General features: G+C 61.4%; 12 protein-coding genes. 7 read left to right on the top strand and 5 right to left on the bottom strand.

Annotated elements, in window-relative coordinates:
• The first annotated feature begins 217 nt into the window (after positions 1-217).
• The 5 genes from BHV64_RS03045 (at position 218) to BHV64_RS03025 (ending at position 6652) form a co-directional block, all read left to right on the top strand.
• Complete coding sequence (locus BHV64_RS03045; protein WP_015547031.1) at positions 218-1174, top strand: N-acetylornithine carbamoyltransferase; 957 nt, start codon at positions 218-220, stop codon at positions 1172-1174.
• Positions 1174-1947, top strand: a complete 774-nt coding sequence (argB, locus tag BHV64_RS03040) for an acetylglutamate kinase (RefSeq protein WP_217727571.1) — start codon at positions 1174-1176, stop codon at positions 1945-1947. The genes BHV64_RS03045 and argB overlap by 1 nt, the downstream gene beginning before the upstream one ends.
• Before the next feature lie 194 nt (positions 1948-2141).
• Entirely contained in the window at positions 2142-3221 is a 1080-nt protein-coding gene (locus BHV64_RS03035; RefSeq protein WP_217727572.1) for a M20 family metallo-hydrolase, read from the top strand.
• The gene (argH, locus tag BHV64_RS03030) at positions 3199-4497 is read left to right on the top strand and encodes an argininosuccinate lyase (protein WP_288115551.1); all 1299 of its coding nucleotides are present in this window, start codon (positions 3199-3201) and stop codon (positions 4495-4497) included. The genes BHV64_RS03035 and argH overlap by 23 nt, the downstream gene beginning before the upstream one ends.
• A gap of 253 nt (positions 4498-4750) precedes the next feature.
• Positions 4751-6652 carry a DUF4139 domain-containing protein gene (locus BHV64_RS03025; RefSeq protein ID WP_288115550.1) on the top strand — a complete coding sequence of 634 codons (1902 nt, stop codon included), beginning with the start codon at positions 4751-4753 and terminating at the stop codon, positions 6650-6652.
• Positions 6653-6724: 72 nt separating this feature from the next.
• On the opposite strand, the gene efp is transcribed toward BHV64_RS03025, so the two are convergent.
• Positions 6725-7312, bottom strand: coding sequence for an elongation factor P (efp, locus tag BHV64_RS03020; RefSeq protein WP_019152099.1), 588 nt, complete (start codon positions 7310-7312; stop codon positions 6725-6727).
• 109 nt (positions 7313-7421) lie between these two features.
• Entirely contained in the window at positions 7422-7994 is a 573-nt protein-coding gene (locus tag BHV64_RS03015; RefSeq protein WP_015547026.1) for a polysaccharide deacetylase family protein, read from the bottom strand.
• 119 nt (positions 7995-8113) lie between these two features.
• Between BHV64_RS03015 and BHV64_RS03010 the strand changes: the two genes are divergently transcribed.
• Positions 8114-9118 carry a DUF4837 family protein gene (locus BHV64_RS03010; RefSeq protein WP_147619474.1) on the top strand — a complete coding sequence of 335 codons (1005 nt, stop codon included), beginning with the start codon at positions 8114-8116 and terminating at the stop codon, positions 9116-9118.
• Between the two features lie 54 nt (positions 9119-9172).
• A complete protein-coding gene (gene cls / locus BHV64_RS03005) occupies positions 9173-10588 on the top strand; it encodes a cardiolipin synthase (RefSeq protein ID WP_118406808.1) in 1416 nt (471 codons plus the stop codon).
• Positions 10589-10732: 144 nt separating this feature from the next.
• Here the strand turns inward: cls and BHV64_RS03000 are convergent, their stop codons facing one another.
• The 3 genes from BHV64_RS03000 to surE all read right to left on the bottom strand — a co-directional run bounded on the left by BHV64_RS03000 (position 10733) and on the right by surE (position 13235).
• Complete coding sequence (locus BHV64_RS03000) at positions 10733-11371, bottom strand: response regulator (RefSeq protein ID WP_288115549.1); 639 nt, start codon at positions 11369-11371, stop codon at positions 10733-10735.
• A complete protein-coding gene (locus BHV64_RS02995; protein ID WP_147619480.1) occupies positions 11371-12357 on the bottom strand; it encodes a sensor histidine kinase in 987 nt (328 codons plus the stop codon). The genes BHV64_RS03000 and BHV64_RS02995 overlap by 1 nt, the downstream gene beginning before the upstream one ends.
• 107 nt (positions 12358-12464) lie before the next feature.
• A complete protein-coding gene (gene surE / locus BHV64_RS02990) occupies positions 12465-13235 on the bottom strand; it encodes a 5'/3'-nucleotidase SurE (RefSeq protein WP_044054297.1) in 771 nt (256 codons plus the stop codon).
• Positions 13236-13396: the final 161 nt, after the last annotated feature.

Here is a 13396-nt window from a genome sequence, read left to right as displayed (position 1 = left end):
GTGAAAAAGGCCGACTTTTGCTCCGGACCCCATAAAACAGGCGTTTTACGCCGGCAGGCCGCAGCTCCGCCCTGCGAAGGCCTGCTATTGCGCGTTGCTTCATAGCATTCCCCCGCGAGCTGCCGCCTGCCTAAAAGGCGGGGTTTAGAGGACGATCCAGAGACAGCCTTCCGAGATGGAAGCCAGATAATTTAACAAAAAACAAAAAAACGAATCCATGGATAAATTCACCTGCGTAGAAGACATCGGCGACCTTCGTCAGGCTGTCGCCGAAGCATTGGAGATCAAGCGCGACCGCTTCCAGTTCACGGGACTGGGGCGCAACAAGACCCTTTTGATGCTCTTCTTCAATTCAAGCCTCCGCACGCGGCTTTCGACCCAGAAGGCCGCCATGAACCTCGGCATGAACGTCATGGTCCTCGACGTCAACCAGGGGGCGTGGAAACTCGAAACCCAGCGGGGTGTGGTGATGGATGGCGACAAGGCCGAACACCTGCTCGAAGCCATTCCGGTCATGGGATCGTACTGCGACGTGATCGGCGTAAGATCGTTCGCACGGTTTCAGGACAAAGCCGAGGATTACGAGGAACGCGTGCTGGAGCAGTTCATCCGCCACTCGGGCCGTCCGGTCTTCTCGATGGAGGCCGCGACGCGCCACCCGTTGCAGAGTTTCGCCGACCTGATCACCATCGAGGAGCACAAGGCCGTGGAGCGTCCGAAGGTCGTGATGACCTGGGCGCCGCACCCCAACGCCCTGCCGCAGGCCGTGCCCAACTCGTTCGCCGAGTGGATGAACGCCGCGGACTACGATTTCGTCATCACCCACCCCGAAGGGTACGAACTGGACCCGAAGTTCGTGGGCGCGGCGCGCGTCGAATACGACCAGCGCAAGGCCCTCGAAGGCGCCGACTTCGTCTACGCCAAGAACTGGGCCGCCTATACGGACCCCAATTACGGCAAAGTGCTGTCGCGCGACCGCGCATGGACGGTCGATGCGGAGAAGATGGCGCTCACGAACAACGCCCGCTTCATGCACTGCCTGCCCGTAAGGCGCAACATGATCGTCACGGACGAGGTGATCGAATCGCCCCGTTCGCTGGTGATCCCCGAGGCCGCGAACCGCGAGATCGCGGCCCAGGTGGTACTCAAACGACTGCTGGAGGGTCTGAACTGATGGAACGGATCACAGTCGTAAAAATAGGCGGCAACGTCATCGACAACCCCGCGGCGATGAAACGCTTTCTGAAGGAGTTCGCCGCGCTGGAAGGCCCCAAAATACTCGTGCACGGAGGCGGGAAACTGGCCACGCGGCTGGCCGAGCGGCTGGAGCTGAAGGTGCAGATGGTCGACGGACGCCGCATCACCGACAAGGGAACGCTCGACGTGGTGACGATGGTTTACGCCGGGCTGATCAACAAGCAGGCGGTGGCCGGATTGCAGGCCGCAGGATGCAACGCCCTCGGGCTGTCGGGCGCCGACGGAAACGCCGTCACGGCCCGGCGCCGCAGCCCCCAGCCGGTCGACTACGGGTTCGTGGGCGACATCGAACGGGTGGACTCCGCGCTGCTGCGCAGGCTGCTCGAAGACGGCATGGCGCCCGTCTTCTCGGCCATCATGCACGACGGAAAAGGGACCCTGCTGAACTGCAACGCCGACAGCGTGGCTTCGGCCGTAGCGCTGGGCGCGGCGGAAATTGCCCCGACAGACCTGGTTTTCTGCTTCGAGAAAGCCGGGGTTCTGCGCAACCCGGACGACGACACGTCGCTGATCCACGAGATCACGGCCGCAACCTATCCGCCGCTCAAGGCCGACGGCGTCGTGAGCAAAGGGATGATCCCCAAGATCGAAAATGCCCTGAAAGCCGTCGAAAAAGGGGTGCGGAGCGTGACGATCCGAAGCTCCGAAAACCTGTCGAACGGAATCGGAACGGTGATCCGGAATTCATAATTCACAATTAGAATAGTTCGATGTCGTAATTGCCTGATCCATGCCCCGGATGCTGTCAACCGCCGTACTCGCCGCCTTCGGCGTCGTATTCAAATCTGACCCCACCCCGGCCCTCCCTCAAGGAGGGGGATGGCGTCGTTCCGAACCGCAGTCGATTGCAACACGAATGTAGCTAATTCTATTAAAATTAAAATTTGGACGCACACATCACAGAGGCCGTAGAACTCTTAAAACAGCTCATCGCGACGCCCTCCCGCTCGCGCGACGAGGCGCGCACGGCAGACCTGCTCCACGCATTCCTCGCCCAACGCGGAGCGGCGCCCGAACGGCTTGCGAACAATGTCTGGGCACGGGCCGAGGGGTTCGACCCCGCACGACCGACGCTGCTCCTGAATTCGCACCACGACACGGTACGCCCGGCGGCATCGTACACGCGGGACCCCTATGCGCCCACCGTCGAGGACGGAAAGCTTTACGGACTGGGAAGCAACGACGCAGGGGCTTCGGTGGTATGTCTGTTGGAGACTTTTCTCACGTTCCGCACACGTCCGCTGCCCTTCAACCTCGTGCTGGGAATCTCGGCCGAGGAGGAGTGCATGGGCGAAAACGGCATCCGCGCCCTGCTGCCCGCCCTGGGGAAAGTGGACATGGCGCTGGTGGGCGAACCGACGGGGATGCAGGCCGCAACAGGCGAACGGGGACTGGTCGTCCTGGACTGCACGGCGCACGGCCGGAGCGGCCACGCGGCGCGCGGCGAAGGGGTCAACGCCCTCTACATCGCGCTGGACGACATCGCGCGGCTGCGCTCTTTCCGCTTCGAACGGGAATCGGAACTGTTAGGACCCATCGGCATTGCGGTGACGCAGATCGAGGCGGGCACGCAGCACAACGTCGTGCCCGACACGTGCCGTTTCGTCGTGGACGTCCGCACGACGGACGCCTACTCGAACGAGGAGACGGTCGGGATTCTGCAGGCGGCCCTCCGCTCCGACGCCGTGCCGCGGTCGACGCGCATCCGCGCCGCGGCGGTCGGCGGGGAACATCCGCTGGTGAAGGCCGCAGTCGCCGCGGGACGCGAAACCTATGTTTCGCCGACCACTTCGGACCGCACGCTGATGCCCTTCCCGGCACTCAAGATGGGTCCCGGACAATCGTCGCGGTCGCACACGGCCGACGAATTCGTCCTCCTCGAGGAGATCGCGGAGGGAATCGCCGTTTATGAAAAGTACATCGGAAAATTAGCACAGGAATATGGCTGGAAAACTTTGGGATAAAGGCTACGAGCCGGACAAAATGATCGAGGAATACACCGTGGGCGACGACCGCGAACTGGACATGCGCCTGGCGCGCTACGACGTCGAAGGGTCGCTGGCGCATATCGCCATGCTCGAGACCATCGGACTGCTGACGGCGGAAGAACTCGAAAAACTCACCGCAGGGCTGAAAGAGATCGCCGCGGAGATCGAAGCCGGGCGTTTCGAGATCGAACCCGGCACGGAGGACGTTCATTCGCAGGTCGAGCTGATGCTCACCCGCCGGCTGGGCGATGCGGGCAAGAAAATACACTCGGGGCGTTCGCGCAACGATCAGGTCCTCGTGGACCTCAAACTGTTCCTGCGCGACGAACTGCGGCAGGTGGCCGACGCCGTGAAGAGGGTCTTCGGCCGGTTGCAGGAGCAGAGCGAAAAGTATAAGGAGGTGCTGATGCCGGGTTACACCCACCTTCAGATCGCCATGCCCTCGTCGTTCGGGCTGTGGTTCGGGGCCTATGCCGAGACGCTCGCGGACGACATGCGTCTGGTGGCCGCGGCGTGGCACATCGCCAACCAGAATCCGCTGGGATCGGCCGCCGGATACGGCTCGTCGTTCCCGCTCGACCGCACGATGACCACCCGTCTGATGGGCTTCGAGGAGCTGCACTACAACGTCGTGGCGGCGCAGATGAGCCGCGGCAAGAGCGAACGCGCCGCAGCGGCCGCCATCGCCGCCGTGGCCGCGACGATCGGCCGGCTGGCGATGGACGTATGTCTGTTTATGAGCCAGAATTTCGGGTTCGTGTCGCTGCCCGACGAGCTGACCACCGGGTCGAGCATCATGCCCCACAAGAAGAATCCCGACGTCTTCGAGATCATGCGCGGACGCTGCAACCGCCTGCAATCGGTTCCCAACGAGATCGCGCTGCTGACGACCAACCTCCCCGTGGGTTACCACCGCGACCTGCAACTGTTGAAGGACATCCTCTTCCCGGCGACGACGGAGATCAAACGCACGCTCGCGATGTGCGACTTCATGCTTGCGCACATCCGCGTCAACGAGCACATCCTCGACGACAAAAAATACGACTATCTGTTCACGGTGGAGGACGTCAACCGGATGGTGCTGGCGGGCACGCCCTTCCGCGAGGCCTACAAGCAGGTGGGCATGGCCGTCCAAAGGGGCGAATACACGCCCACACGCGAGGTGCGCCACACCCACGAAGGCAGCATCGGCAACCTCTGCACGGCCCAGATCCGCCGCAAGATGGAGCGCGTGATGCAGGAGTTCGAGTAGGCGCGGCGCGGGCGGACAACAGACGCGGCGGCGAGATGCAGGCGCGGTGCGGACAACAGGCGCGGTGCGGACAACAGGCGCGGACGGACAACAGGCGCGGCGGCGAAAAGCAGGCGCGGACAGGCAACAGACGCGGCGGCGAGATGCAGGCGCGGTGCGGGCAACAGGTGCGGTGCGGGCAACAGACGCGGATGTTTGGCCGTTCGGAATAATTGACTAACTTTGTCTGTAACCAACCCAAACCGACAAAGCAATGAATCTGAAACGCATGCTGTTGCTGCTGGCGTTGTCCGCAGCAATTTCGGCCGTAGCCGGACCGCAGAAAGTCAAGACCTCCGTTGAAAAAGTGACCCTGTTCATCGACGGGGCGCAGGTGACGCGCACCCGGCAGGTGGACCTCCCGGCCGGAAATTCGACGGTCGTATTCACCGGCCTGTCGCCCTATCTGGATGACAAGAGCATGCAGGTCAGCGCCAAAGGTCCATTCACGGTGACGGCCGTCAACCGGCTTTTCAACCACACCGACAGTCTCGAACGCTCGACCCGCCAAAAGACGCTCGAACAGACGCTCGAAGAGACGCAGCGGCAGCTGGACCGGCTGAAGGCCTCGCGCGAGGTCGTGGATGCGGAGAGCGAACTGCTGAAAACGAACTGCTCGGTCGCCAACCGGAACGTAGCCACCCCGCTGGCCGCCATCAGGGAGTTGAACGAGTACTATGCCGCACGGCTGGAAGCGCTGAAAAGCAAGGCGCTCTCCCTCGACGCGGAAGAGGAGAAAATCAACGAGCGCAGACGGCAGATTCTGGCCGAACTGGTGAATCTGGGCGGCAGACAGTCGGACCCGATGAGCGAAGTGGAGGTGCGGATCGAAGCCCCCGCGACCTGCAAGGCGTCGTTCACGCTGACCTACTACGTCCGCAACGCCGGCTGGTTCCCCTCGTACGACATCCGTTCGGGCGGGTTGTCGGAGCCGGTGGAGATCTCCTACAAGGCCAATATTTTCCAGAACACCGGAGAGGAGTGGAAGAACGTCGCCTTGACGCTCTCCTCGTCGAACCCCAATACCGGGAGCATCGCCCCGAAATTGCAGACCTGGCGGCTCGACTACGGTCTCGTCCCGCCCCGCTACAACCTCAACATGACGAGCAACACCGTGTCGGGAACAGTCCTCGACCATCAGCGCAAACCCCTGCCCGGAGCGACCGTCCTGATTCCCGGCACGACCATCGGCGCCGTCACCGACACCCGGGGCAGCTACTCGATCACCATTCCCAACGGTGCTTCCAGCCTGCAATTCAGCTACGTCGGCTACATACCCCGAACGGAGAGAATCACGGGCAACACGATGAACGTCGTGATGCAGGAGGATGCGACGAAGTTGGACGACGTGGTCGTCATGGGATACGGCGTCTCGAATCAACTGGCAGGCGCCGCACCGGGTGTCCGGATTCGCGGCACAGCGGCTTCGGACAGAAAGGTGGCGGAAGTCGATTTTGCAGACTTCGACGCCGAGAGCGCCGTGATGGAGGTGGAGCAGACGCAGAGCCAGCTGGGCTACGAGTTCGAAATCAGACAGCCCTACACCATCCCTTCAGACGGCAAGAGCGTCGCAGCCGAAATCGGGAGGTTCGACCTGCCGGCCGCCTATATCTACCAGAGCACGCCGAAGATCGACAAGGACGCCTTCCTCGTGGCGGAGGCCACCGGCTGGGAGAGACTCAACCTGTTGCAGGGCGAGGCGAACGTCTATTTCGAAAACACGTTCGTCGGCAAGAGCATCCTCGATCCCGGTCAGACGAGCGACACACTCCGCTTCTCGATGGGCCGCGACCGGAGCATCCGCATCGAACGCACCAAGGAGAACGACTATTCGTCGCGCCGCGCCATCGGTTCGAACCAGACACAGACCGTGGCGTGGAAGTTCTCCGTGCGCAACACACGCCCGGAACCCGTCGTGCTGACGCTCGCCGACCAGCTGCCCGTATCGCGCAACAGCGCCATCGCTGTATCGGCCGAGGAGTTGAGCGGAGGCCAGCTGGACAAGGAGAGCGGCATCGTCACCTGGAGACTGGAGCTGAAACCCGGCGAGCAGCGCGAACTGCGCCTGCGCTACGCCGTGAAATATCCCAAAGGACGCAGCCTGACAATCGAGTGACCCGAAGAGGGGAGGGAAACGAAAAAGGGAGGACTGCATCGTCCTCCCTTTTTTCGAAGCCGTAACTTCCGCCTATTTGATGCGCTCGTAGTACTCACGGGTGCGGGTGTCGACACGGATCTTGTCGCCCGTGTTGATGAACAGCGGCACACGGATCGTGGCGCCGTCCTTCGCCGTCGCGGAATTCACCGTCGCGGGTTTCAGCGAGTTGGTCGACGCCGTGTCGCCCTTGATGCCCGGCTCGGTGTAGATCACCTCCATATCGACGATCGGAGGAAGTTCGGCCGAAAGAACGGCCTCCTTCTCGGTGTGGAACATCACCTCGACGATCTGACCGTCGGTGATCAGGTCGTAGTTGTTGATCAGGTTCCGGTCGATGTTGATCTCCTCGAAAGTCTCGGTGTGCATGAAATGCGCTCCCAGATCATCCTCGTAGGTGAACTGATAAGGACGGCGCTCGACGCGCACCTGCTCGATCTTCTGGCTTACCGACGAGAAGGTGTTTTCCAGCACGCGGCCGTTTTCCAGATTCTTGAGTTTCGAACGGACGAAGGCAGGGCCTTTGCCCGGTTTGCAGTGCTGGAAATCGACCACAAGGAACGTCTTGCCGTCCATTTCGATACACATGCCGATCTTGATGTCAGCTGCTGTAATTGTCATAGGAATATGGTTTATAATTGTTGTTTTTTCGCGCCGCGAAGTTACGAAAAAAATCCGGAAATTCCTATTCCCGGGGCCACGGCCCGCTGCAAACGCCCGCAGAACGGCCTCAAAGCTCTATCGCCTTGCATTTGAGGCCCATCTGCCGGATCTTTTCCAGCGTACGGGGAAGTGCGTAACGCATGTTGCGGAAGGCCTTTTCGCTGTCGTGGAACACCACGATGGCGCCCGGCGCGAGGTGTTTCGTGACGTTCTTCAGGCAGGTGCGGGGCGACAGGCGGCGGTTGTAGTCGCGCGAGATGATGTCCCACATCACCAGTTTGTAACGCTGGCCCAGGAAACGCGCCTGCGCCGGGGTGATGCGCGCATAGGGCGGACGAAACAGTTCACTGTGGATCAGATCGTTGGCAAAATCGACATCCTCCGTATAGCGTTCGAGGCTCATGCCCCATCCCTTCTGGTGCGAATAGGTGTGGTTGCCCACCTTGTGCCCGGCGTCGAGAATGCGCTTGTAGAGGTCGGGATACATCTCGACGTTCTTGCCCAGCACGAAGAAGGTCGCTTTGGCATCGTACTTGTCCAGCGTCGAAAGAATCCACTCCGTGACGCCCGGCGTGGGACCGTCGTCGAAGGTCAGGAACACGCCGTCCTCGTCGTCGATCTCCCAGATCAGGTCCGGCATCAGGCGCCGGACTATTTTTGGCGGTTTCAAACGCATAACGCGGCAAAAATAGTGAAATTCCGCGCCATTTGGAAAAATATACGTATATTTGTGATAAAGACAACTCGAATCGACCGACTATGAAAACGCTTTTCCGGATAACGATCGCAGCGCTGATCGTCGCGACGGCAGCAGGCTGCGACGCCTTCAAGACCCTGAACAATTCGAAAAAAAGTGCACAGGGAAAACCCTACGAACTGATCGTGGTATGTCCCCAGGCGGAGTGGACGGGCGAGGTCGGAGATTCGCTGCGCGCGATTTTCACCGCCCCGGTGCCCTATCTGAACCAGATCGAGCCGATCTTCGACGTGTTGCGCGTCACCGAACGCGGCTTCACGGGCATGGTCGCCGATCATCGCAACATCCTCAAGATTCTGGTCGATCCGGAGCTGAAGGAGACCACGACCGCCGTGCAGTACGACGTGACGTCCGATCCGCAGATCGTGATGACGCTGCAAGGCCCCAGCGACGGAGCGCTGGTGAAATACCTCTCGGAAAACCGGGAGAACCTCGTCTATGCGCTCGAAAAGGCCGAACGCGACCGCGCCGTGAAGGCCAACGAGACCTATGGCAACCCCGGCATCGAGTCGGCCATTCTCAAAACGTTCGGCGTGGAGATGAAGGTTCCGAAGGGCTACACGCTGGCCGCACAGAAACCCGACTTCATCTGGGCGCGCAACGAATACCCGACCGCCAGTCAGGGATTCTTCATCTACTCCTACCCCTACGAAGGCAAGCAGTCGCTCACGGAAGAGGCGCTGGTAGCCGCACGCAACAAGTACGCGGCGCAGATTCCCGGCCCGTCGGAGGGTTCGTACATGATCACTTCGGACGCTTTCGCCCCCGACTACCGCCTGTTCCGCATGGAGGGACGCCTGTGGTGCGAACTCCGCGGATTCTGGGACGTGCACGGCGACTTCATGGGAGGCCCGTTCGTCAGCTATACGACCGTGGACACGGCCACCAACCGCGTCTTCACGCTCGACTGCTACGTCTACGCCCCCGATCTGAACAAACCCCGCAAGCGCAACTACATGCGGGGACTCGAACACCTGCTCTACTCGGTGCGTTTCCCCAGGCAGTAACCCCCGCTTCCGGCGCGCAACGCCCAACCGCGCGATGAGAAGAAACCGACGGATATGCAGCAGATACTGACATATGCCTTTCTTGTAATCTACACGGTCACGATCCTCGGCATCGTCCTGGTCATCATCACCGACAACCGGAACCCGCTGAAGACCCTGCCGTGGATCATCGTGCTGGTGTTCGCCCCGGTCGTGGGGCTGGTCTTCTACTTTTTCTTCGGACAGAACCTCTCCAAGCAGCGCATCATCTCGCGCCGCACGCGCAAACGCATCACCATGCAGCTCGAAGAGGCTCTCGACGACGGACGGCCCGACATCCCGGACGAGCACCTCCCGCTGGCCCGGCTGCTCGCCGCGACGATCCACTCCGTGCCGCTCTACGGCAGCCGCATCACGCCCTACACCGACGGCAAGTCGAAGATGGAGGCGCTGCTTGCGGAGATCGCCCGGGCGAAGCACCACATCCACATCCAGTATTACATCTTCTGCGACGACACGACGGGCTGCCGCCTGCGCGACGCGCTGGTCGCGAAAGCCCGGCAAGGGGTCGAGGTGCGCATCCTCTACGACGACGTGGGGTGCAGCGGCGTGAAAAAGTCCTTTTTCGAGGGGATGCGCCGCGAGGGAATCGAGGCGTTCGCGTTCCTGCACGTCAAGTTCCCGCTTTTCACCAGCAAGGTCAACTACCGCAACCACCGCAAAATAGCCGTCATCGACGGCTGCGTCGGCTTCATCGGCGGCATGAACATCGCCGACCGCTACGTCCGCGGCACGGAGTGGGGATCGTGGCGCGACACCCACTTCCGGATCGAGGGCAGCGGCGCGGCGGGGTTGCAGGCGTCGTTCCTGAGCGACTGGTCGGCGACCACGAAGCGGCACATCGCAGGCGCGGAGTACTACCCCGCGGCGGAACGCCATACGGACGACATCCTGCAGATCGTGCCGAGCGGACCGTTCGGCAAGTGGCGGGCACTGTTGCAGGCCGACAGTTACGCCGTCTCGAACGCCCGGAAGCGAATCTGGATACAGACCCCCTACTACCTCCCGTCCGACGTGCTGAACTCGGCCCTGCAAGTGGCGGCGCTGGCCGGCATCGACGTAAGGCTGATGCTCCCGGCGCGCTCCGACTCGAAGGTCGTGGACCTGGCGTCGCACTCCTATCTCGACGACATGATGAAGGCCGGGGTGAAGATTCTCTTCTACAAACCCGGCTTCCTACACTCCAAACTGCTGATCATCGACGACTCCCTGACCGTCATCGGCTCGGCGAACATGGATTTCCGCAGCTTCGAACACAATTTCGAGGTCAACGCCTTTGTCTACGACAGAGAGTTCACGGCCCGCATGGCTGGGGTATTCGAAGACGACGCCTCGCGCTGTCATGCCCTGACGCCCGGAGAATGGTTCAACCGCCCGCGGCCGCGCCGCTGGGCGGAGTCGCTGATGCGGGTGTTCTCGCCGCTGCTGTAATCCCGCCTAAAAGGCGGAGGGGGGGGTGATTTTAGACCGGCAAGTTTTGTGCATCGTAAGACGCGGGGCGGACGGGTAGTACCGACGTACGTCCCGTTCGCCCCGCGTGAGGGATGTGCGGAAATTGCCGCATAAAATCGAACCCTAAATGTCGACGATGCCGTTGCGGATGGCATAGACCACCAGCGACGCGGTGTTCTTGCAGCCGGTTTTTTCGAGGATGTTGGCGCGGTGCTTGTCGACCGTGCGCTTCGAGATGAAAAGTTCGTCGGCGATCTCCTGATTCGACAGCCCCCGGCAGACGGCCACCAGGATTTCACGTTCGCGCGACGACAGCTGTTCGTCCGCGGCGTCTTCCCGCGTGCGCATGCGTCCCGTGAGCGACGAAAGCAGCTGCGGCGAAAAATAGCTGCCGCCCGCCGCCACCGTCTCGACAGCCTCGATCACGTCGCCGATGTCGGAATCCTTCAGCAAAAAGCCCCGCGCTCCGGCTTCGACCATGCGCGAATAGTAACTCTCCTCGCCGAACATCGAGAGCGTGATGATTTTGAGATCGGGACGCTGCGCCAGCGCCCGCTCGGTCGTCTGCGCCCCGTCCAGCCCCGGCATGGCGAAATCCATGAACACGACATCGGCGGCGACGCCGCCGAGCATCGCCAGAAACTCCTCGCCGCTGGCCGCCTCGCCGACCACGCGGCACGCCGCACAGCGTTCGAGCAGCCCCCGCAGGCCGTTGCGGAAAAGCGAATGGTCGTCGACCAGGATGATCTTGTACGGTTCCATTATCGGCGACGGCGTTTGCGGTTGTGGTTGCGGTTCAGCGGCGCAGGCTCCTCCTGCGTATTGACGCGGATGGCGGCGCGCATGCCCTTGCCCTTGGCCGAGGCGATGTCGAACGTGCCGCCCAGCGAGTTGATGCGCGACGCGATGTTCGAAAGCCCCATGCCGCAGTCCATCATCGCCTGCGGATTGAACCCGCGGCCGTTGTCGGTATAGTCGAGCGTCAGCTCCGAGCCGTTCTGCGACAGCGAAAGGTTGATCGCCGAGCAGGCGGCGTGCTTGAGCGAGTTGTTGATCAGTTCGCAGATCACGCGGTAGAGAATCACCTCGATGTCGGTGTCGTAACGTTCCGAACGGAGGTTCGTCGTGAAACGGATCTTCACGTCGTGCATCGCAGCGCTCTTGTCGATGAAGTTCTGCACGCCCCGCGCCAGCCCGAAGTCGTTGAGCACGTGGGGCGAAAGGTTATTCGAAATCTCGCGCAGCGAGCGGATCGCCTCGTCGATCACATAGGTCGTATTGTCGATGATCTCGCGCTGCTCGGCGTCGTGCTCCTCACGCGCGAGGGCCGTAAGCGACATTTTGGCCGAAGAGAGCAGCGGCCCGAGACCGTCGTGCAGCTCCTTCGAGAAACGCGACCGGGCCTTCTCCTCGGTGCGGAGCACGGCCGTGAGGATACGCTTGTTGAGCAGCGACCGCTGACGGTTCAGACGGTTGATGTATTTGAACAGCTTGTGGGCGTACATCACGCCGATCGACAGGCAGACCGAAATCACGATCCCCAGATAACCGAACCACCAGCGGGGAATGACCTCGAAGCCCGATACGAGAAGCAGCTGGATGAGGCGTTCGACCGACAGCAGCGAAAAGCCCACGATGAAAAGAATCCACACCGAATTGTATTTGGTGGTGCGCACCAACCGCAGGGCATAGCCCGTGGCGACGCATTGGATGACGATGGCTATGACTAACAGGATCTTGATCAGCATAGGCGGACATTTTTTGACAAAAATAATTAAAAATTAAGAATTAAGCATTAAAAATGCCGCCTTCGGACTGCTCTCCGCCGATTTTCCGGTCCGGCGCCCCTCTCCGGTCACTTCAAGACCTTCGTCAGATTCTTCAGCTGGCGGTAATCCGTCAGATCGACCTGCACGGGAACCACCGCCACGTACTTGTTGGCCAGCGCCCATTCGTCGGTGTCGGTGGCTTCAGGCTCGCCGTTGACGAATTCGCCCGTGAGCCAGAAATACTCCCGGCCCCGGGGGTCTTCGTGGCGGTAGAACTCTTCGCGCCAGAAACCGCGGTTCTGGCGGCAGAGTTTCATTCCCTTGAGTTCCCCGACGCTGCCGACCGGAACGTTCACGTTCAGGCACAGCGGCAGTTCGACCTCCGCGGCGAAGATGTCGCCGACGATCCGCCGGCCGTAGACCACCGCAGCGGCGAAATCGGCGTCGGCCCCGTGGTCGTCGAGCGACAGCCCGACAGCCGGACAGCCGTAGAAGCTGCCTTCGATGGCGGCGCCCATCGTCCCGGAGTAGAGGACGTTGACGGCCGAGTTGGAGCCGTGGTTCACGCCCGAGATCACCATGTCCACGCGCTCGTCGCGCAGCAGGTAGTCGAAGGCCATTTTGACGCAGTCAACCGGCGTTCCCGAAAACGCGTAAACCGCGACGCCCTCCTCCTCGCGGATGCGGCGCAGGTAAAGCGGATTGTACATCGTGATGGCCTGGCTCATGCCGCTCTGCGTCGTCTCGGGAGCCACGACCACCACGCGGCCGAAGGCCCGGGCGACCTCTATGGCGGCCTCCATGCCTTTCGAATCGTATCCGTCGTCGTTGGTTACGAGTATCAGTCTTTCATTCATCTTTCAAATCGTTTTCCCGCAAAGATACGAATAATATCGCGCTTTTTTCATGCAATAGTTGCACCGTTCGGAAAATTCTTCCTATATTTGCAGTCCCTTTCGGGCGTATATCAACCTCTTCCATTGGGCGCTACGGCAGATGCGGACGGGTACGGCGGGCG

The organism is Alistipes sp. 56_sp_Nov_56_25 (genome assembly GCF_001915285.1).
Classification (GTDB): Bacteria; Bacteroidota; Bacteroidia; order Bacteroidales; family Rikenellaceae; genus Alistipes; species Alistipes shahii.
This window is presented reverse-complemented; position numbering and strand designations above follow the sequence as displayed.